Genomic DNA, 22,915 nt, shown 5'->3' on the forward strand with positions numbered 1-22,915 from the left:
TTGAGGCAAATTTATGAAGAAAGAAAAAGCTATTATTACAGGCGGCACGGGAATGATTGGAATCGCTCTCATTCAATGCTTACTGGCTAATCATGTAGAAGTCACGGTTCTTATGAATCCAAATTCAAATCGGAAAGCGGTTTTAGAACAATTTAAAGACATTCAAATTGTTTTGGCTGATATGAGTCAGTTAAAACAAGTAGAAACCATTCTTCCCAAAGATTATACATACTTCTTCCACTTGGCGTGGATGGGAACATTTGGAGATTCCAGAAATGACATGTATCTGCAAACAAAAAATATTGAATATACTTTAGATGCAGTGAAATTAGCCAAGGCATTGGGATGTGAAGTGTTTTTAGGAACAGGATCTCAAGCCGAATATGGACCGGTAAAGGAAAAAATGAGTGCAGAAACTCCAACTAATCCTGTCACAGGATACGGGATCGCAAAATTGTGTGCGAATAGAATGAGCCGGATATATGCCCAATCTTTAGAACTTCGCCATATATGGGTGAGGGTATTAAGCGTATTTGGCCCATACGATGGTCAGGGAACAATGGTTATGTCAGGGTTGAGGAATATGCTGGCCGGGCATGAAGGAAAGTATACCAAAGGCGAACAAATGTGGGACTATCTTTATTGCGAGGATGCGGCTCAAGCGCTTTATCAGGCGGCAAAAAATGGAAAAGATGGAAAAATCTATCCATTAGGAAGCGGTGAAGTAAAGCCCTTGAAAGAATATATTGAAATCATGCGGGATAATGTGGATCCGAATCTTTCGTTAGATTTTGGCGCTGTTCCTTACTACCCAAATCAAGTGATGTATATGTGCGCTGATATTGAAGATTTAAAAAAAGATACTGGATTTGAGCCTGAACATACATTTGATGAAGGCATAAAAAAAACAATTCAATGGATCAAGGAAGGTGACTAAATGAAAAAAATCAGTGTTTTGGTTCCTTGTTATAACGAGGAAGAAAATGTTATTCCCATGAGCGAGGCGTTAACCGTTCTTTTTCATGAGCAACTTCCTACATACGATTATGAAGTGGTTTTTATCGACAACTGTTCGACAGATTCTACACGGGAAAAACTACGCCTAATCTGCAAAAACGACTCCAACATAAAGGCGATTTTAAATGCTAAAAATTTTGGGCAGTTTAATTCACCCTATTATGGCATGTTACAAACAACTGGAGATTGTGTGATCTGTTTGTGCTGTGATTTCCAGGATCCAGTCGAGTTGATTCCCAAGTTCATAGAAGAATGGGAAAAAGGATACAAGATCGTATGCGGAGTAAAAACGCAAAGTGAAGAAAATCGGTTTGTCCGCTTTTTAAGAACTTGCTACTATAAGGCGATTAAAAAAATGTCCGATGTGGAGCAGATTGAACATTTCACTGGATTTGGTCTTTATGACCGTTCTTTCATCGAAGTCTTGAGAGATTTAAAAGATCCTACTCCATTTTTAAGAGGAATTGTCGCGGAGTTAGGGTCAAAAAGAAAAGATATTCCATACACGCAGGCAAAACGTCGGGCAGGCAAAACGCATAATAACTGGTACAGTCTTTATGATGCTGCCATGTTGAGCTTTACATCGTATACGAAGATTGGATTGCGTATTGCTACGATTGGTGGATTTATTATTTCGATGATCAGCTTTTTGATTGCGATCGTTTATTTCATTTTAAAGCTCATTCATTGGAATACATTCCAAGCCGGGATTGCGCCGATTCTTTTAGGCATATTTTTCTTTGGATCGTTACAGCTTTTCTTTATTGGGCTGGTTGGAGAATATATCATGAGTATGAACACGCGGATCATGAATCGGCCTCTTGTGGTGGAAGAAGAGAGGCTGAACTTTTAAGGAGATGCTATGAAAGAACTAAGGATAAATTATAAATCAATAAGGCTTGGTTCTTTTCTGTATCTGGCTTTTCCTGTTGTGTTGTTTTTTATAGGTTTTGTAAAATGGAATATCACGCTTCCTGCGATTCTTTTTATTGGATGGATTGTTTTCAAGCTGGGAAGAGAAAAGGAAGCCCCCGGATATGTAACGTTCAAAATAAACACTTTATTCATCGTTATTGTTGCTTTTATTCTTTGGGCGTATCTTGGAGGACAAGGTGGTTTATTTTATCAAACAAGTGATTGGAATGAACGGAATGCGATTTTTAGAGATTTGATTCAATTTGATTGGCCTGTATACTATCCAAAAACAGATACGATGTTGACCTATTATATTGGCCATTGGCTTCCGGCAGCAGGTATGGGCAAGATAATCTATATTTTATCTTCTAATCGCGTGCTTGCCTTTCAAATCGGAAATCTATTTCTTGCGTTGTGGACTATTATCGGGATTTTGTTTACTTACTTGTTGATGATAATTTATATTCAACCAAAATCAAAAAACTTAAAGTGGATCATTCTGATTGTTTTTATTGGTTTCAGTGGTATGGATGTAATTGGATGTGTTCTTGAAAAATGGAACTGGCAAACATTTATGGAGTGGATGCATTTGGAATGGTGGTCGCCAGGCTATCAATTTAGTTCTAATACTACCGATCTTTTTTGGGTCTTTAATCAAGCTATACCAGCTTGGGTGGCAACCATGTTATTTTTGAATGAAAACTCTCCAAAAAATTATGCGTTCATCATTAGTTGTCTTTTATTGGCGGCTACTTTTCCGGCAGTGGGACTTGCGGCTTTGATGATTGGAAAATATATAGGCGATTTAATACGAGCAATTCATTTGAGATCACAAAAACAATTTTTAGTAGAAACATTCTCCGTTTCGAATATAGGCGCGATTCTCTTTGTTACTCCTTCCATGATTGCATACTTATTGATGAATAGTGCGATCGGAAAAACAAAAGAGAACATTTATCTATTGCCAGACCAACTTCTGCTTACTTCAACAATGAAGGGATTGATACTCGGGATGAGTATCGTCGCACTGATTGGATTTGTCTATATTTGGAAAAGAAGAAAAGAAATTCAAACACAAAAATCACTAAAATTTATTTTAGGATCGTTGATTTTGTTATTGCTCTTAATCGGGATGGTCATCACACATCCAGAGACTCGAAGAATTTATTTTGTATTTTTGGCTTTAGAATGCGGAATATATTGGCTTTGCTTAGCTCCGGATTTTGCAAACCGTTATTTATATTATTTGATTGCAGGAACTTTGTTAGTATTTCCTATGATTCATATTGGAACTTCCATTGATTTTTGTATGCGGGCATCCATTCCAAGTTTAATTATTTTGACCACTTTATGTGCAAAGAAAATATGTGATTGGATCTATAACGGAAAAAAATTTAAAGGAATACAAAATATAAGTACGATTTTTCTTGTTGGATTTCTTTGCATAGGCAGCGTAACTCCTATAGTAGAAATGGGAAGAGGAATTTACAAAGCTATGGAAGCCGGGACGACAAGTCTTCAAGCCGATCAAATTAAGACATTAAACAAATATCACGAGACAGGAAGGACATACTATAATTTTGTGTCTGAAGATTATAAAAATACGTTTTTTTATAGAAATTATGCGAAATAGAAGTAGGAATGGAAGTGTAAAGTGAGGAAAATGATAAAAATGTTGAATCGACAAAATCAGATAAAGCAGTTATGGATCATTAATTTATTTTTTCTGATATTTTATATGAGTGCTGTTTATAATTCTAGTTGGAAAGTAGTAAGAGCCAATTGGATGATGGTAGAAGGGATTATAATTATTGGAAGTATAATTGCTTTATCATATAAGCTGGGAAAATATAAAATTGAAAAAAATTTCGAAATAAAAAAAATTTTAAGAAAGAATTGGTTGTTCTGTTTAATTTTTACAGGAAGCATCCTTATTCGAATACCTCAACTTACTGGTGGAATTATTTGGGATGCAGGTGAATATTATGGACGACTAATTACCGCAACGGAAAAATTTGATTTTTCATTAACGTCTTTTTTGGATTATTTTAATTTAGCAAATCACCCCAATTATGGATATACTTTTTTCACAGGCATTGGAGAGTTTTTGTTTCCTAGAAAAGTTTGGGGAGTAAATTTAGTAGTTTTGGTTTTAACGGCATTTGCACTGGTTTTTTTATATAAAATTTTTAACAAATATATAAAACTTAATAAAACAACATCTTCTTTTTTGTGTGGTTTATTTAGCTTATCACCATTAGTTCTTGGAACAAGTGGATATTACAATCCAGATTATGGAATCGCTTTGTTTTTTATATTTATGTTGTATTTTTTACTTGAGCGAAAATACATTTTATTTGCATTTTGGAGTATTTGTTTTGTATTCACGAAAGAAGTCTCAGCGATTATTTATTTTTTCTTTATTGTAGGAATTATGATCGCAAAAATTCTTGAAAAAAAAGATGAAAAGGCTGGAAATGTATTTTTTACCATCTTTAAGAATCCAGTTATATATATATCAATGGTAGCCGCTTTGTTCTATCTTGGATATATGAAATATATTGGAGGAGTAACTAAATGGAAACAAGTAGAGGATGCTGGAAGTAATTTTACTTGGAACAATGATGGTTTTAATTGTTTTGGTTTTAATATAGAATATATAGTCCTTAAATTCCAGCAGATGTTTATTGAGAACTATAGATGGATTATTATTTTCCTAGTTTTATTAGGAAGCTTTTTGATTCTTCTCTTTAAAAAGAAATTGAACTTATCTGTTAATAAATATTTGCTTTTGAGTATTACTTTGAGCTTATTTAGTTATATTTGCTTTAATTGTTTATATATTACGTTTGCTTTGGTACGTTATAATTATATTTCTGATCTTCTAATTATTTTGGTTTTAGGGATGATAATTAGTGAAGTCTCAAAGTTAAAGGTGAAAAACATTATAAATGGATCATTAGTAGTAGTTTGCGTTATTTTTTGTGTAGAAAGTTTTATAACAACAGATCCTATTTCTAAGTCTATTTATCCACTTGTATCGACCAATTCGATTAGTATGGTTTATCCAGGTTATTTAGGAAAGAATATATATTATGGAGATAACTTAGTCTACAATAATCAATATTCGTTTCTTATAAATAGTTACGATCAGCTTTTAAAGAAGGTAAATTATGATGAAAATCAGATTGTGGCTTTTCCAGGAATCTTTGATGGTAGTCAAATCAACGGAAATGGCGAAATATATCAAGTAAACTGGGATAAAAATAGCTCAAGAAGAACGTTTGAGAATCTTTCTGATTCGATAATTCCGATTAAAGTGGAAAATTTAGAATCAATTCTTTCTATTAAAAAGAAAAAAGACATGCCAGAAGAAGTGGTAGTTCCTTTTATTCCTTACTTTTATTGGAATTTAGGTAAAAACGAAGTAAAAGAAGAAATGAAGAAAAATTATGAATTGATTTTAGAAGGAAAGACGGAAGGGATTCAAGGGAATATAGAATACCAATACTATAAAAAGAAATAGAGAGGGGTAAAAATGAACGAGGCAAAGACTTCTAAAAATGTAATCTATAATACCATAGGGACATTCTTTTATTTCTTTTGTCAATGGTTGACAACGATTCTTGTAGTTCGAATTAGTGGATATGAAGATGCTGGTATTTTGTCGATTGTGATTTCTTTTACGAATATCTTCTATTTCATTGCTTTATTTGGAGTTCGGAATTTTCAGGTTACAGATATTAACCATGAGTTTACGGATCGTGATTATTTAAATTCGCGACATATTACATCTGGAATCGCTCTAATTCTTTTTGTGATTTCGCTGTTTTGTATGCGATTTAGTCAGGTAACAGTAATATGTTGTATTCTTTATATGATATTTAAAGTCTTTGAAGGATATACAGATGTAATTTTTGGGATTTGGCAAAATCATGATGGATATTTTGAAATCTTGGTTTCCTATATTGGAAAAGGAATTTTAACGATTGCCGGTTTCTGTATTGGATTATATTTGTTTAACTTGCCTATTGCGATTGCGATTCAAGCACTGCTATATTTTTTGTTTATTGCGTTGTATGATGGGAATCAAATAAAGAAATTGGTGAGTGATTTTGAAGTCAAGACAAGTCAATACAAAAAGATGCTCATTCCCTGTGTACCTTTAATGATTTATGGACTGATCGTGCCGTATTTGAATTTTCTATCTCGGTATGTGGTGGAATTAAAATTTGGAACAGAGATTCTCGGTTATTACTCTTCTATCACGATGGTTTTTACTGTGATGAGTACATTAATGGGATCTATTTTTGTAACAGTGCTTCCTAAAATCGCTTATTTATATCAGACAGGAAACTATAAAGAACTGAATAAGTTTATTTTATTAGCAAACCTAGGAATTGTTGGATTTGGTGTTGTGTGTGTAGGGTTGGGAATCGTATTGGGAAATTTCGTATTTTCCATTTTGTTTGGTAAGCAAATTCTTGATTATATATACTTGTTAACACCAACAATTATTGCTTCAATTATTTTGTCTTTAGTTTCCTTGACAAGCTCTATTATGATTTCTTTTCGAAAGAATCATTTAATGCTGATGATCAATATAATCGGTGTTGTATTGTGTACATTATCTATTTCGCTTATAGTGGATTCTTTTGGTTTGGTCGGCGCTTTATATGCATTGATTATTTCCTTGTTGATTGTATATACTAGTTTATGGGGCGTTATTGAAATTATTATATTTAGACAAAAAAAGGAGGAGAGATTATGAAAATGCGATTAGCAGATTATGTAGCGGATTTTTTAGTAAATCATGGAGTGACAGATTGTTTTAGTGTCGTAGGTGGAGGTGCAATGCATCTAAACGACGCTTTAGGGCATAAGGATGGTTTGAAAGTAACATATAACCATCATGAGCAGGCTTGCGCGATTGCCGCGGAAGCGTATGCGCGTCTGGATAACCGAATTGCCGCGGTATGCGTGACAACGGGTCCTGGCGGAACGAATGCCTTGACAGGTGTTGTTGGAGGATGGTTGGATTCGATTCCAATGATGATTATTAGCGGACAGGTTCGATATGATACGACGGCTCGCTATGCGTTGCAGTTTACAGAAACCCCTTTACGGGCTATGGGTGATCAGGAATACGATATTGTAAAATCGGTTGCGCCGATGACGAAGTATGCGACGATGATCGAAGATCCGATGGATATTCGATATGCGTTGGAAAAGGCGTGGCATTTAGCAACGACAGGACGTCCTGGTCCAGTGTGGATTGATATTCCGGTGAATTTTCAAGGAATGTACATTGAGACGGATGAATTGAGAGGTTATGATCCTACTGAAGACGATGCACTGTTGCCGCCAGCGGTTTCTCAAGAAACGATTGATGAAGTTATTGAGAAAATTAAAAAAGCGGAAAGACCGGTTTTTCATGCAGGATATGGTATTCGACTTTCCGGGGCGTATAAGCAGTTTAGAGAAGTGGCAGAAAAGCTTGGCATTCCGATTGTAACGTATTGGAACGCAGTAGATTTGATTGAAGATGAAAATGAATTGTATTGTGGACGGGCTGGAAACATGGGAGATCGGCCTGGAAACTGGGCGATACAAAATGCGGATTTGATTTTAGCCATTGGTACGCGAATTTCAATTCGTCAGGTTGGATATAACTGGAAAACTTGGGCACGGGAAGCGGAAGTAATTATGGTCGATATTGATCAGGCCGAATTGAAAAAACCAACATTGCATGTAGAAATGCCGATTTGGGCGGATGCGAAAGACTTTTTATTGAAAATGAACGAATCTTTGACGCAGCCGTTGCCGAGAAAAGAAAAATGGCTGGAAACGTGTCAGAAATGGAAAAAAGAATATCCAGTTGTTCAACCTAGACAATGGGAAGAAAACGGAACAACAGCCAATGTATATGCGTTTGTTCACTATTTAAGTAGTCAACTGCCAGAAAATAGCTTAACAGCGGTTTCGAATGGTGCGTGCTGTGTGGTAGGAAACCAAACGTATGTGATTCAAAAGGGAAGCCGAATGGCCAATAACAGTGCCATCGCCAGCATGGGATATGGATTGCCGGCAGCGATTGGTACGTGTATTGGTGGAGGTGTACGGGATACGATTTGTTTGGAAGGCGATGGAAGTATTATGATGAACTTACAGGAGCTTCAAACAATTTTGACAAATCGACTGCCAATTAAAATTTTCTTAATCAATAACAATGGGTATCATTCCATTCGGATTACACAAACCAATTTATTTGGACAACATACAAAAGTTGGGATTGGACCGGAATCTTCGGATTTGTCGTTCCCGGATTTCGAAAAGATTGCGAAGGCTTTCGGGTATCCTTATTACAGTGCGCACAGCAATCAGGAAATGAAAGAAGTCGTAGATAAGGTATTGCAGGAGGATGGACCTGTATTTTGTGAGATTTTTACAGATACAAGCCAAGTTTGGGAGCCAAAAAGCAGTACCAAGCGACTAGAAGATGGAACTTTGGTAAGTCCGCCATTGGAAGATTTGGCACCATTCCTTCCAAGAGAAGAATTGGAAGAAATTATGATTGTTCCGATGGTAGATGAAAATTAAGGGATGTAAGGCTCTTAGTTAAGGATAGAAATTTTATGAAAAGCTATAATTTTCTTTCCTTTTGGAATGGGAGAGTTATAGCTTTTTATTTTTAAAAGTTGCTCATTTATTTTTGCTTGTTAGAGTTTATCCGTTTGAAGAAGATATATAAGGATAACTTATTATGGCATAACTCAGGATTCCGGGCATAAACCCATCATGCGTTGACATTCTTATGCCATAATGCCTATGGATAGAAGAAATTTAAGTTTTATTTTTTAGAAAGGAAAAATATGGATATAGAAATTATTGTGGCAACCCACAAACCATATAAAATGCCAACCGATCCAATGTATGTTCCATTACAAGTGGGGGCGTTTGGAAAAAAGGATATTGGATTCTTGCGAGACAATACGGGAGAAAACATTTCGTCTTTAAATCCATATTTTTGTGAATTGACGGGATTGTTTTGGGCGTGGAAAAATTTAAATGCCGAGTATATCGGATTGACGCATTATCGGCGCCATTTTAAAGGGAAGCATACTGGTTCTTCAAAGTTTGACCGCGTATTAAGCAAATCGGAAGCAGAAGCATTGCTGGCATCGACAGATGTGATTCTTCCTAAAAAAAGACATTATTACATTGAAACGATTTATTCTCATTACGCACATACGCATTATGAGAGGGAACTGATTGCGACCCGACAAATTCTTGTGGAAAACTATCCGGAATACGTTCCTTTATGGGATAAAGTGATGAAGAAGCGAAGCGCGCATATGTTCAATATGTGTATTATGAAAAAAGAAAAACTCGACTCGTATTGTTCGTTTATTTTTGATGTGCTGGATCGGTTAAACCAGAAAGTGACCGTGAGCGATTATGATGATTTTCAAGCCCGCTTGTTCGGACGAATCAGTGAATTGCTTCTTGATGTCTGGATCGACCACAACCACATAGATTACGTGGAAGTTCCTGTAATGCATATGGAGCCGGTTAACTGGTGGAAAAAGGGCACATCCTTTATTAAAGCAAAGTTTTTTGGAAAAAAGTATGAGGGAAGTTTTTAAGGCAGGCCCTTTTGTCCTGCTTTTTATTTTGGAGAAGAATTGATATGAAAGTGCATTCGATAAAACTGAATTTTATTATGAATTTCCTGCTCACCGCCTCTTCGATTTTGTTTCCGCTCATTACATTTCCGTATGTTTCAAGAGTGTTAGGACCAACGGGAACCGGAAATGTTACGATGGGAACATCGGTGGTGTCGTACTTTACGATGGTGGCGATGCTGGGTGTCCCAACCTATGGAGTGCGCGTATGCGCCCGTGTACGGGATGATCGAATCGAACTCTCGCGGACGGTACAGGAATTGATGATCATGAATATAGGGATGATGGTGCTTGCCTATATCGCGTTCTTTATCACCATTTTATGCGTGCCGAGCTTTTCGGTGATGAAAACACTCTACTTTGTCAGCGCATTGGCCATTGTATTGAATGTGATTGGCGTCAACTGGCTTTATCAGGCGCTGGAGCAATATTCCTACATTACCATGATGTCCTTGTTGTTTAAGGTCGTGGCGCTCATCCTCATGTTTACTTTTGTTCATCAAGCCAACGATTATATCGCCTACGCGTTGATTACCGTCATTGGCGGGTTTGGATCGAGTATATTTAACTTTATTCGACTTCGGAAACTCGTGGATTTACGTCCTGTGGGAAATTATGATTTCAAACGGCATATTCGACCAATGTTTACGTTTTTCGCCATGACGGTGGCGACAACGGTATATACGAATCTCGACGTGGTGATGCTTGGACTGATGCGATCCAATTATGATGTGGGCTTGTACAACGCGGCCGTTAAAATCAAGACGATCATGGTGTCGCTGGTCACCTCGTTAGGAACGGTTCTGTTGCCGCGGATCTCGTATTATTTTGAACAAAATAAGATCCAGGAATTTCACGCGCTTGTGTCAAAGGCCTTTTCGTTTGTGCTGCTTTTAGCAATCCCGTGTTGCGTGTATTTAATGGTTTTTGCGAAAGATACGATTTTATTGTTGTCGGGAGAAAGCTTTTTAGAAGCCATTCCAGCCGTGATGGTCATTACTCCAACCATTTTATTGATTGGGCTTTCCAACATCACGGGAATCCAGGTTCTTGTTCCAACTGGAAGAGAAAGTTTGGTATTACGAAGTGTCGTTTACGGAGCCATCGTGGACTTTGTATTAAACATGTGCCTGATTCCGGTATTTGGAGCGGCAGGAGCGGCTTTTGGAACGTTGATGGCGGAATGTGTCGTTTTCATTGTTCAACTTTTTTACTTGCGGGACATGGTGAAAGAAATCGTTCAGCATTTGGAATGGCGGAGTTTGATTTGCAGTTTTGCACCAGCGCTTCTCGTTCTTGTGGGAGTTTGGTGTTCGCCGATCCAGGGCGTATTCTGGCGGTTGCTTGTCGCTGGCATCGCGTTCTTTGGGGTTTATGGAATTGGCTTGATTTTCAATAAAGAAGAAATCGTAATGTCTGTGATTGGAAAATATTTGCCAAAGAGAGGAGGGTAATATGAAAGAGAAATGGGTAGGAGTCGTTGATTTGTATGGAAGATATTCCCAAAGGATTTTATCCATTGCCGGGTCTGCTTATTTAGCGGTCGCTTTGCTTTCTTATTGCTTATTGTTTAAGCAATCTCAATCGGTATGGAATGATGTAGCAGTAATCGGGTTAGATCTCATTCGAAAAGCTGCATTTATCATTTTTTTGATTAGCATCCTTTACAATATATGGAAGAAAAACCTGGATTGGAAATTGTGTGGTGGCTTTTTTCTGTTATCTGGTTTGGTTACTTTTTTTTCAAAAGATGCAGAGCCGATAAAAATGTTTTTTTTACTAACGGCGCTTTCCGTGTTTCCGTTTGATTTTATTTTGAAGAAGTATTATAACGTACAGTCTTTTATTTTGTTGCTTGTGATCACATTGACAGCGTTTGGAGTCATTGAAAATATTTTATACGATAAAGATCGGATGCGATTTGGGCTAGGATTTGATTGGACGACGACAGCGGCCGTTTTATTGTTACACATTCTCATTCTTTATGAATGTGTGCGAAAGTATAAGTGGAAGAAAAATGAAGTCTATCTTTTTCTTGTATCTATTGTGGTGATTTACTTATTTACAGATGCTAGATTTATATTCATAATGAGTATTTTGTTTTTGCTTTTAGTCGTATTTCAACAAAAGACGCACTTTCTTTCTTGTCAAAAAAAGTCAATTCAAATGATATTCACTTGTTTGCCAATTCTTTTTTTGATTATTTCGTTTTTAGGCTTTTTATTTTATGATCCAAACAATGAAATCTGGCGTACTATAAATTCCTTATTAAGCGATCGACTCGCTTTAGGGCATACCGGTTTGATGAGGTATGGATTTACTATTTTTGGACAACCCATTCAATGGATTGGCTATTCATTTACACAAATAAATGGAACATATAACTATATTGACAATTCATATATTCGGATTTTCTTAGAAACAGGAATATTCAACTTAATTTTTTATATGACAGTATGTAGTTTAGGAATTTGGAATTTGTGTAAAAGAAATCAGATTCGCAAAGTATTGGCTTTTTCTTTTTTAATTATTCTGGGTATGATTGAGCCATTCTTTTTTAACCCGCTCTTCAATCCTTTCTTGATTTTGGGATTGAAAGATTTAAATGATAAGCTAAAGAAAGGTCGGGTATATGCAAAAATCTAAAGTGCAGTTTTCCGTTGTGATGCCTATTTATAATGTGGCGCCTTATCTTGAAAAATCTATTTTATGTATATTAAATCAAACATATTTGGATTTTGAGCTTATTCTCGTAAATGATGCATCGACCGATTCTTCTTTGGAAATATGTAGAAAATTTGAAAAAGAGGAAAAAGTTAAAATTATTGATTGTTCAAAAAATCAGGGAGTAAGTACAGCTAGAAATTTAGGATTACAGTCCGCTTATGGCGAATATATCTTATTTATTGATCCAGATGATTCGATTGATTTAAACTTGCTTGAAATATATGATCAAGCGATTGAAAAGTACCATCCAGATTTAGTGATCGTAGGCGCTAAAGAAGAATATATGAACCAAAATGGGAAGATTGAATACGAGAAGGTGATCATTCCGGAAAAAAGCAAAGTGTATGATTCCCAAGAATCTATTTATGAGGAAGCGCTTTTTCTGGAAGCGAAGACTTTATTTGGATATCCGTGGAATAAATGCTATCGAACAAAGCTTTTACGAAAAAATGGGGTAGCCTTTAAAAAAGTAAAGATGATTGAAGATATTCAGTTCAATTTGGAACTTCTTCCCTATTTAAAGTCGATGCAAACGTTGTCGATTGCTCCGTATCATTATGCCATTCGTCCCAACGCGAGTTTGACACATCAAAAATTGGCGGATTATTTCGAGCTTCATACGACCCGGATCACTCTTTTTATTGAAGAATATGAACGCCATATGCCAGAACTTCTACCACGCTGTAAAGAAACGATGGCCCCGATCTATTGTCGGTATTTGTTATCGGCGATTGCCCGTTATGAAGGAATGGATATAAAAAAATGGCTGAAAAGTGTATATGAATCAGAATTGTTTAGTACGTTGCATCCATACATGCAATTTGAAGGCAAAAAGAAATGGATTTATAGCCCTCTTATATCACGGAATATAGGATGGAGTATCGCGGCCGGAAAGTCTGCTGGTTTTGTGAAAGAGAAACTGCCAACGCTTTTCGCGAAGGCAAAACAAACACGATAGGAGAACATCTATGAATGAATTGGTTTCAATCGTTGTACCAATATACAATGTGGAAAAATACTTGTCAAAATGCATTGACTCCTTGATTGGCCAGACATATAAAAATTTAGAAATCATATTGGTCAATGATGGCTCAACAGATCAAAGTGGGGAGATTGCTCAACAATACGCAAAACAGGATTCGCGAATCCGATATATCGTCCAGAAAAATAAAGGTCTGGGAGGAGCAAGAAATACAGGACTTGAATATGCCAAAGGAGACTATGTTTTATTTATCGACAGCGATGACTATGTTAGAAATAACATGGTGAAAAAAATGGTAAAAGCCATGGAGGCGAATGCTCTGGACATTGTGGTTTGTGAATATGAACGAGTGAATGAAAAAGGAGAGTGTATTGAAAGGTATCATTTACCTTTTTTAGAGCATATAGTTTACGATCCGCTTCATCAAAAAGAAGTGTTGCTCATGGATCCGGCGGCATGGAATAAGATGTATAAAAGAGAGTTGTTTGAACATACAAATTTACGATTTCCGGATCGCGTATGGTATGAGGATTTGCGGACGACGCCAAAGTTGATCGCGCAGGCAAAGCGAGTTGGATTTCTTCATGAACCATTTTATCTTTATTTGCAAAGAGCAAGTTCGATCATGAACTCTACAACATTATCAAGGCAAGCCGAATCTTTACAAGCCATGGATGATTTGATTCATTATTTTAAAGCGAATCATCTTTACAAAACATATGAAAAAGAGTTGGAATTTTTGTGCATTGCTCATGTCTATGTGTTTGGAATCAACCGGGTGGCGCGGATTCCGCACAGCAAGGCGATGATTCAAAAGTTTAAAGAGTATACAGTGGAAAACTTTCCGGATTTCCATTCCAATCCGTATTTTTCTTTGTTTACACCAAAGGAGAAAAAATTTTATAAATGGATCGACCACAATCAAATCTGGAAGATCCAACTGGGAGATAAAGTGAAAAAGGAGGTTAAAAAATGGAAAAAACATTGACGATCACGATTCCTTCTTACAATGTGGAAAAGACATTGAAAGAAACGGTCGATTCTTTGTTGGAGCCTTCGATTTTAAATGATTTGGAAATTTTAATCGTAAACGATGGTTCGAAAGATTCGACTTCTGAAATCGCGCACGAATACGAGAAAAATTATCCAAATACAGTGCGGGCAATCGACAAGGAAAACGGGGGACATGGCTCCACGATCAATACGGGTATGCGAGAAGCGACAGGGCGGTATTTTAAAGTGGTCGATGGTGACGACTGGCTGATTACCGAGAACCTTCCACGATTTCTTGCAGATTTAAAGAAAACGAATGCGGATATTGTGTATAATCCTTTTTTTGAAGTCAATGACCAAACCAAAGAGAGAAAAGAAATTGGACAGGCTACAACAAATCTTTTGTTTGAGCATGTATATGCTTTTGATGAGGTTTCAAATCAGTTTTCGATCCAGATGCATGCGATGACATATAAAACATCTATTTTGAAAAAACATCATATTGAAATTGATGAACACAGATTTTATGTGGATGCCGAATATGTGCTGATGCCGATTCCGTTTGTCCAAACGATTGAGCTGTTAGAATATCCGATGTATCTTTATCGCATGTTTACCGAACAACAAAGCATGAATGTTAAAAATATGCAGAAAAATGTTCAGCATCACTATGATGTTGCGATGCATATGGTAGATTATTATTTGCGATACGCGCCTTTATTGACGAAAGAAAAACAGGAATATATGAAGAAAAGAGTTTTGGCGTTAATTGAAATGCAATACCAAATCTACTTTAGTTTTCCGTTCGACTGGAATGTCACAAAAGAAATTGACCGATTTAATCAGGAGTTAAAAGGAAAAGACGCACAAATCTACAAAGACAGCCAGGGTACGATGGTACGCTTCATCCGGTTGCAGCCCAAATTGTTTTATCCGGTTATAAAACTTCGCGAAAAAGTGAGACGTTCATAAAACGAATTTTGCTTTTAAATAAGAAATATGGTTAAATAGACACGACATAAGAGAGGTACACCATGAATAAAGGATATCGAATATTTTCAATTATCTTGACTATATTGACTGTATTAGCAACTGGATTTTTTGTTTACCAGTTGGTGAAGCTGGGTGTATTGCCTACACAGATTTTGCTTCCAATTATTGCAGCCATCATACTCATTGTTTTGATTATGGCGTTGCTTGTTGTTTTTATGGCGAAATCCGTGGTATCCAGATCCATTACCAGTATTTTAATGGTTTTGATTTGTGCAATCATCGCGTTTGGCGGGTTTAATATCTACAAAACAAGCAGCATGCTTTCGAACATTACAACACCAGAAGGGAAGGTTGCAAACAAGATCTCGGTTGTGGCTTTAAAAGATAGCCAAATCGAAAATTTGAAGGGCCTTCGGGATAAAAAAGTTGGCGTATTGAATACATTGGATCGTGTAGGAACCGATAAGTGTCTGGATGCGATTGCCAATGAAAATGTCACCATTACGCAAACGGGATTTGATGGATTGAATGCGGAAGTGGCGGCGCTCTATGATCATTCTGTAGACGCAATTATTTTGAATGAAGCAAGACGTGGAAGTGTGGCGGAAAACGAGCAGTACGCAAATTTCGACAATGACACGAAAGTTGTGTATGAAACCGTGTATTATACGGATGCGGTACAAGGAAGCGCGAAAAAGGTAAACGATATTACTCAGCAGCCATTTACGGTGTTGATTAGTGGAAGCGATTCCCGGAATGGTTTCGCGGAAGCCGGACGCAGTGATGTAAACATGGTGGCCACGGTCAATCCGCAGACACATACGGTTCTTTTGACCAGTATTCCGCGTGACTTCTATGTGACAACCCAATGCGATGAAGGATATGGATGCGCGCAAGGGCAACTGGATAAATTGACACATACAGGATTGCATGGCGTGGAGACGACTAAAAAGACGATTGAGAATTTCCTGGGCATTGAAATCAACTACACATTGCGGGTAAACTTCAATAGCGTTGTCAACCTCGTTGACGCGTTAGGCGGTATCGACGTGTTTGTTCCGGAAGGATACGCTGTGGAATCGTTCTGGACGAATCCGGCTTATGGTGTCCATGAAGGGGAAAACCATTTGGATGGCGAAGGCGCCTTGGCGTTTGCCCGGGAGCGGTACGCCTATACCGAAGGGGATTTCCAGCGAGTAAAAAATCAGCAGACCGTATTGATGGCGATTGCGCAAAAAGCGTTGTCTCCGGCTGTCATTGTCAACTACTCCCGTTTGATGGACGCATTAGGTGGTGCGTTGGAAACCGACTTAAGTGACGAGGAAATCCAGAAGCTCATCCATAATCAAATTGACAATGGTGGAAACTGGAACTTTATCACAACGACGCTAGATGGTACGGGAAGCACAGAGTTCTGCGCCGAGTTAGGTGACCGTGCCTACGTAACGATTCCAAACGAGGAATCTGTACAAATGGCCCGTCAGCAAATTCAGGAAGTTTTGGAAGGACAACCGGTGACAGAATCGGCGCCAGCACAAGAACAACCAGCTGAGCAGCCACAGGAAGAGACGCCAGTGGTGGAAGATCAAACGTATGTAGAAGAATCGACATCGCAAGGAGATGTATATTATGGCGAGGATCAAACTTACGTGGAAGACCCAGTCTACTATGATCCAAACGCGGTGGATTCCACTTACGGCTATTAAAGGAGAAAGAAGAGAGAAGAATAATTCTCTCTTTCTTTGTGTAAAGGAGAAAGAATGAAAAGAATTTTGATTGGCTATATTTCCAATACAAAAGGAAGTGGCTTGGATAATTATATTTACAATCTTGTGGATATCCTGAAAACGGAAGCTGTTCAGATTGATTTGTTAAGCAGCGCAATCGACAAAGAACTAGAAGAAAAGTATAAGGCGAATCCGAACATACGATTCTTACCTATTGATCGAATCCCGCATCCAAAAAAACGATATGATCAAATTAGAAAATATGCCAAAGAAAACAAGTACGACATCGCTTACTTTAATATCTCGGAGGCATTTGATTGTTTTGGAAATCTTGCTTGCCATCAAATCGTTCCGGTTGTGATTACACATAGTCATAGCGCTGGAAATGATAACCAGAATCGGTTAAAAAGATACGTTTCGAAAGTAGCACATATTTGTGGAAGACCAGTTATTAATAAATATACAACTTATTGTTTTGCGTGTTCGGATTTAGCGGCAAATTGGTTGTTTGGAAAAGGAAAAAAATATCGACTGATACGTAATACGATACAGTCGAAACGATTTCTTTATAATTCGATGAATCGAAAAGAAGTAAGAGAACAATTAGGAATTTCTGAAGAGACTGTGGTTTTGGGGTTCGTTGGAAATTTAACCTATTCTAAAAATCCATTTTTTCTACTTCAATTTATGAAAGAGTTAAGAAAGAAAATTCCAAATAGTTATTTATTGATAATTGGTGATGGACCTTTGAGAAATTCATTGGAACAAACTGCAAGTAAAAATAAACAAAATTATATTTTATTTTTAGGAAAAAGATTCGATATAGAACGATATTATAGTGCGATGGATTTGTTTGTGCTTCCTTCCAATTTTGAAGGATATGGAATAGTTGGCGTAGAGGCGCAAGTAAATGGGCTTCCATGTTTGTTTTCCGATAAAGTTCCTAAAGCCCTCGCCTTCAGCAATCACAGCCTTTTCTTCCACACTCAAAATATGGAGGAAGGGGTTGAAAAAGCACAAAAGCTTCTTCAGCTTGGAAGGATGGATCCAAAAGAATATCCGTCGGAGATCTTGTATGATTTGAACGATCAAAAACAGGAATTTATTGATATTTTTATACACGGGGAATTTGAAAAATAAAGGAGACAAATATGAAACAATACGACTATTTAGTGGTAGGAACCGGTTTGTTTGGCGCGGTATTCGCGCAACAGGCAAAAGAACAAGGAAAAAAAGTGTTGATGGTGGAAAAGCGAAACCACATCGCCGGAAACGTATATACAAAAACGGTGGATGGAATCCATGTGCATGAATATGGCGCGCATATTTTCCATACCAACAATCGCACGGTATGGGATTATATTACGCGGTTTGCGACCTTTAATCGTTTTACCAATGCGCCCGTCGCGAATTATAAAGGAGAATTGTATTCACTTCCGTTCAACATGTACACGTTCAATAAAATGTGGGGCGTGATTACGCCGCAAGAAGCGAAAGCGATGATTGAGCGTCAAAAAGAGGAATCGGGAATTAAAGAACCGAAAAATCTGGAAGAGCAGGCGATTTCTTTAGTCGGCAAGGATATTTATGAAAAGCTCATCAAAGGATATACCGAAAAACAATGGGGTCGCGACTGCAAAGATTTGCCGGCGTTTATTATCAAACGGCTGCCTGTTCGTTTTACGTTCGACAACAACTATTTCAACGCGCTGTATCAGGGCATTCCCATGGGTGGTTATACAAAGATGGTGGAAAACATACTGGAAGGCATCGAAGTGCGGTTAAATACAGACTATTTAAAACAAAAAGAAGAACTGGACGCCTTGGCGGATAAAGTCGTGTATACAGGACCGATTGATGCGTATTTCCACTACGCGTTGGAACCGCTCGAATACCGTTCCGTACGCTTCGAGGTGGAGCATTTGAATACGGATAACTTCCAGGGCAACGCGGCCGTGAACTATACAGACCGCGAAACGCCGTATACCCGAATCATCGAGCATAAATGGTTTGAATTTGGAAAGGATGAGGAAGGAAACGATATTCCGACCACGATTATTTCAAAAGAGTATTCTTCTGAATGGAAACTGGGAGACGAGCCATACTATCCAGTCAATGATGAAAAAAACTCCAGGCTGTATGAACAATATAAAGCGCTGGCAGAACAGGAAAAAAACGTTGTGTTTGGTGGTCGTCTGGCGGAATACAAGTACTACGACATGGACGCGGTAATCGCCCAGGCGCTGGATTGTGCGAAAAAGGAACTGCAAAAATAACACATTGATTTTTTAGAATAAAACCCTCCGAGGTATAAGATCGAATAAGCATGCAAAAGCTTATTATGAATCTTATGACCGGAGGGTTTTATTTATTTAAACTGATGGTCTTCTCCACCGTTTTTACTGGACTTGTTTCAGCGCATTGTGTGGGCTTATCGTCGTATAATATTTACTAACAATCATGATTTAAAAAACCTGTCTTGATTTTGAAACGGTCAGAGATAAGCCAAGGTGCTGAAGGATATTTAAGAGGGTTCTTAAATTTGGCATGGTTTGGCATGATTCAATTCTCGCAATAGAAGATTGAGGTAGCTTGCAAAGAGCTGCTAAATCTCTTTGTGATAATCCTAGTCTATTTCTTTGTTCAATAATTGTCGAAATAATGGCGGCCAATTCTTCTACTTCTTTCATATCTTTTGCGATTTCTGAATCAACTTTATATACATGTTCTTTATAATCATTCCACGTTTTCATAGATTTTCATTATCCTTTCTATGCAAATAGTCATCTCTTTCGCGTTTTGCCTTTGCGATTTCACGTTTGGGAGTTTTTTGAGATTTTTTTCGAAACTGATGAAGTAATACGTATGTATTGTTTTGAAAGAAAAAATAAAAAACCCTGTTATTCCCGGGGCGGAGTTCCCAAATCCCATCTTCTAAATATTTTGTGATATTCTCGCTCAAATGGGTGCCATTTTTTTGAAGAAGTTCTATATAAAAAGAAATTTGTTTATATTGTACCCGTTCATTCTTATTTGATTTGGCATTTTTTCTTAGCTTTTCAAGAAAATTCCAAACTTGGCTTTCTCCGTTTTCATTTTCATAAAACTCTATTGTATACATTTTTATAACTTTTCCCTCCATAAATAAGGTAAACTTAAATTTAATTTTATCTTAAAACTTCTTTTTCCATCCAAATGATAGCATTAATGCTATCGCATATCAATTCATAAAAAGAGTTTTTCCAGAAAACTAGAGTTGGCCGGATCCTCCATCCCCCATTGAAAAACCTTCGCCCAATCGGTATACTAAACTAAGATAAAAATATAAGAGAAGGGAAAAACTATGTCAGAAGAAAATAAGAAAGTGACGCCGCCACCCGTGGATCCAAAAAAGATGAACCTCGGACCGGCGCCATGGTATAAGAAAAAGGAAACCATCATCGGTTTCGCTCTTGTCGCCGTCGTTCTTGTCGGCATCATCGTCGGCGCCGTCGCGTTCGCCAATTTTAAAGTGATGGACACACTGCAAACCATCGCCCCGCAGGAAACGTACGATTACCGGCTACTCAATCAATCGTCCGAATATATCGTCAACGAAGACGCGGACATTGTTCTCGAACCTATGGACAGCCAAGTCATTGGGAAAGTGAAAAAAGACGACATCGTCTGGTGTGAAAACACCGCCTACGTCGACGAAACCGAAGCGCTCTGGGGCCAGTTGAAAAACGGCTGGATCCTGCTGCGCGACCACGAGAAAAACTACGCCAGCGAAAACGTGTTGCGCGAAGTGGAAAGTGATGGCGGCGAACTCGAGCTCGAGCAACCCGCCACGACCTACGAAGACCCATCGCTTTCCGCGCCCGAAGCCGGCCAGCTCGAAGGCGATCAACGCGTGCCTTACGAAGCCATCTATCAGGATTTATCCGGAAACGAGTGGTTCCAGCTCGAAAACGGCGCTTGGCTCCACCGCGAGGAAGGCATGAAAAAAATCGTCGCCGCGCCATCGTCCAAGAAAAAAGAAGAAGCCGCGCAAACCGACGAAGAAACTATGGAGGAGGGCGAGGAAATTCCAACCGAGTTTATCGCGAAATACACGATGAAAATCCGCAAGGAGCCAAATCTCGATGCCGAACGCACCGGAACGATCCAGGAAAATCAAACCGTCGTGATCTCCGAGCTCAAAGACGGCGACGAGGAAAGCGTCTGGGGCAAAATCGTCGACGGGGACTGGGTGTGCATGCAGGACAAAGAATACACGTACTTTGAGAGAGCCGACGAAGATGAGGAAGCGGACACGCCATCCGCGGAAACCGAAGAATAAAGCCAAGGAGGACTTATGACCGAAAAGGAACTCAGAAAACTATCCCGGCTCGACCTTCTCGAACTGTTTGTCGAGCAAAGCAAAGAAGTGGAACGCCTGAAAAAAGAGCTCGAAGAAGCCAACGCGAAACTGGAAGACCGCCGGCTTTTATGTCAAAATACCGGCAACATCGCCGAAGCCGCGCTGCAAATCAATAAAATCTTCGAACAGTGCCAGCAGGCCGCGGACGATTATTTAATCAGTGTCCGCGCCAACGTGAAACCACAATAAAAATCCCGAAAACTCTCTGCACGGAGAGTTTTTTTCTATACCCATTTTTCAGGAAACAGAGTACAATAGAAGGCATGAAAAACAAAAAAATAAGGGGAAAAATCCACTGGTACTACGCGGTGCCCGTGGTCGTGGGAATCGTGGCGATTGCCATCGCGCTCTGGCCCAAGCCTGTTCTGGAAGGAGAGAACTACATCAAAGAACAGGATCAAAAATCAACCGACGAACTCGCCGGAACGCTCGCCAATCGTCGTTCCGCCGAACTGACCGCCGCCAGCGCTAATGAACAAATGAGTATTTACGACCTATTCGACTCTTACGCGATCCTGGGCGACTCACGCGCCGTCCGCTTCCAAAACAGTTTGGATCCAAGCCGCGTCATGGCCGACATCGGCGTGAAAATCACGAATATCGACAACTACCTGTCCACCTTGCAGTCGTTGCAGCCACGCGTGATTTACACGTTTTACGGACTCAACGACATCCACTCCAACCTCAATGGACTGGAAGGCGGCTATGAAAAAATCGTCACCGACGAACTCAAAAAAGTCGCAGAAGTTTGTCCGCAATCCAAAATCATCGCGCTCAGCATCCTGCCTGTTCAAAACGACGACGCCATGAACGAGCAAGTCGCCATCTACAACGAGGCGCTCAAAAAAGCGTGCGAGCAAAACGGATGGACTTATCTTGACTGCACCGATCTGGTTCACGACGAATACTACGAACCAGACGGAGAGCACTTCTCCGAAAGCTTGTATCCGCTGCTGGCCGAACGCATGTACAGCGCGCAGGAGGACCGCCCATGAACATCAAAGTGATTCGCGCCTGCAAAGCCGTTCTGCTCGTCTTGCTCTTCCTTATGGTCGCGCCCCATTTTTTCAAGCCGAAAAACTCCGACGCGCCCTTCGAGCAAGTCGTCAGCCAGACGATGCAGGACATCGACCAAAACGTGTACCCGCAACGGGACAATCAAGCCATCAAACGCTATCTCGGACTGGAACCGGCAAGCTATGAAAACATCGCTTTTTACCGCACGGAGGACGCGATGAACGCCTCCGAGCTCGTCATCGTCCGCTTTCGGGACGACACACAAGCCGCTCCCTTTGAGGAAGCCGTCAACAAACGCATGGAAAGCCAGAAAAAGATTTACCAGGGCTACGCGCCCGAACAGGAACAACTCGTCAAGGAAGGGCGCGTGGACATCGAAGCCAACTACGCGCTCTACGTCGTCGGCCCGCAAGCCCGCGCCATCGACAAACAGTTCAAGGAAAGTTTGAGGTAGTCC

At 39.0% G+C, this 22,915-nt stretch carries 21 protein-coding genes; 19 read left to right on the forward strand and 2 right to left on the reverse strand.

Features of this window, described 5'->3' with window-relative positions:
* Positions 1-13: 13 nt before the first annotated feature.
* From ABNS49_RS08690 to glf, 15 genes are all read left to right on the forward strand, one after another.
* Positions 14-937: an NAD(P)-dependent oxidoreductase gene (locus ABNS49_RS08690; RefSeq protein ID WP_135979801.1), complete on the forward strand. Its 924-nt coding sequence runs from the start codon at positions 14-16 to the stop codon at positions 935-937.
* Positions 938-1,870 carry a glycosyltransferase gene (locus ABNS49_RS08695; protein WP_135979802.1) on the forward strand — a complete coding sequence of 311 codons (933 nt, stop codon included), beginning with the start codon at positions 938-940 and terminating at the stop codon, positions 1,868-1,870.
* Positions 1,871-1,879: 9 nt separating this feature from the next.
* The gene (locus ABNS49_RS08700; protein ID WP_135979803.1) at positions 1,880-3,565 is read left to right on the forward strand and encodes a hypothetical protein; all 1,686 of its coding nucleotides are present in this window, start codon (positions 1,880-1,882) and stop codon (positions 3,563-3,565) included.
* 39 nt (positions 3,566-3,604) lie between these two features.
* A complete protein-coding gene (locus ABNS49_RS08705; protein WP_135979804.1) occupies positions 3,605-5,458 on the forward strand; it encodes a hypothetical protein in 1,854 nt (617 codons plus the stop codon).
* 12 nt (positions 5,459-5,470) lie between these two features.
* The gene (locus ABNS49_RS08710) at positions 5,471-6,703 is read left to right on the forward strand and encodes an oligosaccharide flippase family protein (RefSeq protein WP_135979805.1); all 1,233 of its coding nucleotides are present in this window, start codon (positions 5,471-5,473) and stop codon (positions 6,701-6,703) included.
* A complete protein-coding gene (locus tag ABNS49_RS08715; protein WP_135979806.1) occupies positions 6,700-8,532 on the forward strand; it encodes a thiamine pyrophosphate-binding protein in 1,833 nt (610 codons plus the stop codon). Before ABNS49_RS08710 ends, ABNS49_RS08715 begins: the two co-directional genes overlap by 4 nt.
* 272 nt (positions 8,533-8,804) lie before the next feature.
* A complete protein-coding gene (locus ABNS49_RS08720) occupies positions 8,805-9,578 on the forward strand; it encodes a DUF4422 domain-containing protein (RefSeq protein WP_135979807.1) in 774 nt (257 codons plus the stop codon).
* 44 nt (positions 9,579-9,622) lie between these two features.
* On the forward strand, positions 9,623-11,071 hold the full coding sequence (locus ABNS49_RS08725; protein WP_135979808.1) for a flippase: 1,449 nt from the start codon (positions 9,623-9,625) through the stop codon (positions 11,069-11,071).
* 1 nt (position 11,072) lies between these two features.
* Positions 11,073-12,263 (forward strand): hypothetical protein, encoded by a 1,191-nt coding sequence (locus tag ABNS49_RS08730; protein WP_135979809.1) that lies wholly within the window; start codon positions 11,073-11,075, stop codon positions 12,261-12,263.
* Complete coding sequence (locus ABNS49_RS08735; protein WP_305084880.1) at positions 12,250-13,302, forward strand: glycosyltransferase family 2 protein; 1,053 nt, start codon at positions 12,250-12,252, stop codon at positions 13,300-13,302. Before ABNS49_RS08730 ends, ABNS49_RS08735 begins: the two co-directional genes overlap by 14 nt.
* A gap of 10 nt (positions 13,303-13,312) precedes the next feature.
* Positions 13,313-14,314 (forward strand): glycosyltransferase family 2 protein, encoded by a 1,002-nt coding sequence (locus ABNS49_RS08740; RefSeq protein ID WP_348688172.1) that lies wholly within the window; start codon positions 13,313-13,315, stop codon positions 14,312-14,314.
* Positions 14,299-15,291 (forward strand): glycosyltransferase family 2 protein, encoded by a 993-nt coding sequence (locus ABNS49_RS08745; protein ID WP_135979812.1) that lies wholly within the window; start codon positions 14,299-14,301, stop codon positions 15,289-15,291. The genes ABNS49_RS08740 and ABNS49_RS08745 overlap by 16 nt, the downstream gene beginning before the upstream one ends.
* A 62-nt stretch (positions 15,292-15,353) precedes the next feature.
* Positions 15,354-17,018, forward strand: a complete 1,665-nt coding sequence (locus ABNS49_RS08750; RefSeq protein WP_135979813.1) for an LCP family protein — start codon at positions 15,354-15,356, stop codon at positions 17,016-17,018.
* Between the two features lie 54 nt (positions 17,019-17,072).
* Positions 17,073-18,179: a glycosyltransferase gene (locus ABNS49_RS08755; protein ID WP_135979814.1), complete on the forward strand. Its 1,107-nt coding sequence runs from the start codon at positions 17,073-17,075 to the stop codon at positions 18,177-18,179.
* A gap of 11 nt (positions 18,180-18,190) precedes the next feature.
* Positions 18,191-19,315, forward strand: coding sequence for a UDP-galactopyranose mutase (gene glf / locus ABNS49_RS08760; protein ID WP_135979815.1), 1,125 nt, complete (start codon positions 18,191-18,193; stop codon positions 19,313-19,315).
* Positions 19,316-19,504: 189 nt separating this feature from the next.
* Here the strand turns inward: glf and ABNS49_RS08765 are convergent, their stop codons facing one another.
* Complete coding sequence (locus ABNS49_RS08765) at positions 19,505-19,792, reverse strand: helix-turn-helix transcriptional regulator (protein ID WP_135979816.1); 288 nt, start codon at positions 19,790-19,792, stop codon at positions 19,505-19,507.
* Positions 19,789-20,160 carry a type II toxin-antitoxin system RelE/ParE family toxin gene (locus tag ABNS49_RS08770; protein ID WP_135979817.1) on the reverse strand — a complete coding sequence of 124 codons (372 nt, stop codon included), beginning with the start codon at positions 20,158-20,160 and terminating at the stop codon, positions 19,789-19,791. The genes ABNS49_RS08765 and ABNS49_RS08770 overlap by 4 nt, the downstream gene beginning before the upstream one ends.
* A 222-nt stretch (positions 20,161-20,382) precedes the next feature.
* Between ABNS49_RS08770 and ABNS49_RS08775 the strand changes: the two genes are divergently transcribed.
* From ABNS49_RS08775 to ABNS49_RS08790, 4 genes are all read left to right on the forward strand, one after another.
* Complete coding sequence (locus ABNS49_RS08775) at positions 20,383-21,360, forward strand: hypothetical protein (protein WP_135979818.1); 978 nt, start codon at positions 20,383-20,385, stop codon at positions 21,358-21,360.
* Positions 21,361-21,375: 15 nt separating this feature from the next.
* The gene (locus ABNS49_RS08780; protein WP_135979819.1) at positions 21,376-21,630 is read left to right on the forward strand and encodes a DNA repair protein; all 255 of its coding nucleotides are present in this window, start codon (positions 21,376-21,378) and stop codon (positions 21,628-21,630) included.
* A 74-nt stretch (positions 21,631-21,704) separates the two neighbouring features.
* The gene (locus tag ABNS49_RS08785; protein ID WP_135979820.1) at positions 21,705-22,436 is read left to right on the forward strand and encodes a GDSL-type esterase/lipase family protein; all 732 of its coding nucleotides are present in this window, start codon (positions 21,705-21,707) and stop codon (positions 22,434-22,436) included.
* A complete protein-coding gene (locus tag ABNS49_RS08790; RefSeq protein WP_135979821.1) occupies positions 22,433-22,912 on the forward strand; it encodes a DUF4358 domain-containing protein in 480 nt (159 codons plus the stop codon). Before ABNS49_RS08785 ends, ABNS49_RS08790 begins: the two co-directional genes overlap by 4 nt.
* Positions 22,913-22,915: the final 3 nt, after the last annotated feature.

The sequence above is a fragment of the uncultured Dubosiella sp. genome (assembly GCF_964018005.1).
In the GTDB taxonomy this organism is placed as follows: domain Bacteria; phylum Bacillota_I; class Bacilli_A; order Erysipelotrichales; family Erysipelotrichaceae; genus Dubosiella; species Dubosiella muris.

Bases quoted from the DNA above. Each gene is read 5' to 3' on its own strand.
- ABNS49_RS08690 (WP_135979801.1), top strand. From the start codon at position 14: ATGAAGAAAGAAAAAGCTATTATTACAGGCGGCACGGGAATGATTGGA.
- ABNS49_RS08695 (WP_135979802.1), top strand. From the start codon at position 938: ATGAAAAAAATCAGTGTTTTGGTTCCTTGTTATAACGAGGAAGAAAAT.
- ABNS49_RS08700 (WP_135979803.1), top strand. From the start codon at position 1,880: ATGAAAGAACTAAGGATAAATTATAAATCAATAAGGCTTGGTTCTTTT.
- ABNS49_RS08705 (WP_135979804.1), top strand. From the start codon at position 3,605: ATGTTGAATCGACAAAATCAGATAAAGCAGTTATGGATCATTAATTTA.
- ABNS49_RS08710 (WP_135979805.1), top strand. From the start codon at position 5,471: ATGAACGAGGCAAAGACTTCTAAAAATGTAATCTATAATACCATAGGG.
- ABNS49_RS08715 (WP_135979806.1), top strand. From the start codon at position 6,700: ATGAAAATGCGATTAGCAGATTATGTAGCGGATTTTTTAGTAAATCAT.
- ABNS49_RS08720 (WP_135979807.1), top strand. From the start codon at position 8,805: ATGGATATAGAAATTATTGTGGCAACCCACAAACCATATAAAATGCCA.
- ABNS49_RS08725 (WP_135979808.1), top strand. From the start codon at position 9,623: ATGAAAGTGCATTCGATAAAACTGAATTTTATTATGAATTTCCTGCTC.
- ABNS49_RS08730 (WP_135979809.1), top strand. From the start codon at position 11,073: ATGAAAGAGAAATGGGTAGGAGTCGTTGATTTGTATGGAAGATATTCC.
- ABNS49_RS08735 (WP_305084880.1), top strand. From the start codon at position 12,250: ATGCAAAAATCTAAAGTGCAGTTTTCCGTTGTGATGCCTATTTATAAT.
- ABNS49_RS08740 (WP_348688172.1), top strand. From the start codon at position 13,313: ATGAATGAATTGGTTTCAATCGTTGTACCAATATACAATGTGGAAAAA.
- ABNS49_RS08745 (WP_135979812.1), top strand. From the start codon at position 14,299: ATGGAAAAAACATTGACGATCACGATTCCTTCTTACAATGTGGAAAAG.
- ABNS49_RS08750 (WP_135979813.1), top strand. From the start codon at position 15,354: ATGAATAAAGGATATCGAATATTTTCAATTATCTTGACTATATTGACT.
- ABNS49_RS08755 (WP_135979814.1), top strand. From the start codon at position 17,073: ATGAAAAGAATTTTGATTGGCTATATTTCCAATACAAAAGGAAGTGGC.
- glf (WP_135979815.1), top strand. From the start codon at position 18,191: ATGAAACAATACGACTATTTAGTGGTAGGAACCGGTTTGTTTGGCGCG.
- ABNS49_RS08765 (WP_135979816.1), bottom strand. From the start codon at position 19,792: ATGAAAACGTGGAATGATTATAAAGAACATGTATATAAAGTTGATTCA.
- ABNS49_RS08770 (WP_135979817.1), bottom strand. From the start codon at position 20,160: ATGTATACAATAGAGTTTTATGAAAATGAAAACGGAGAAAGCCAAGTT.
- ABNS49_RS08775 (WP_135979818.1), top strand. From the start codon at position 20,383: ATGTCAGAAGAAAATAAGAAAGTGACGCCGCCACCCGTGGATCCAAAA.
- ABNS49_RS08780 (WP_135979819.1), top strand. From the start codon at position 21,376: ATGACCGAAAAGGAACTCAGAAAACTATCCCGGCTCGACCTTCTCGAA.
- ABNS49_RS08785 (WP_135979820.1), top strand. From the start codon at position 21,705: ATGAAAAACAAAAAAATAAGGGGAAAAATCCACTGGTACTACGCGGTG.
- ABNS49_RS08790 (WP_135979821.1), top strand. From the start codon at position 22,433: ATGAACATCAAAGTGATTCGCGCCTGCAAAGCCGTTCTGCTCGTCTTG.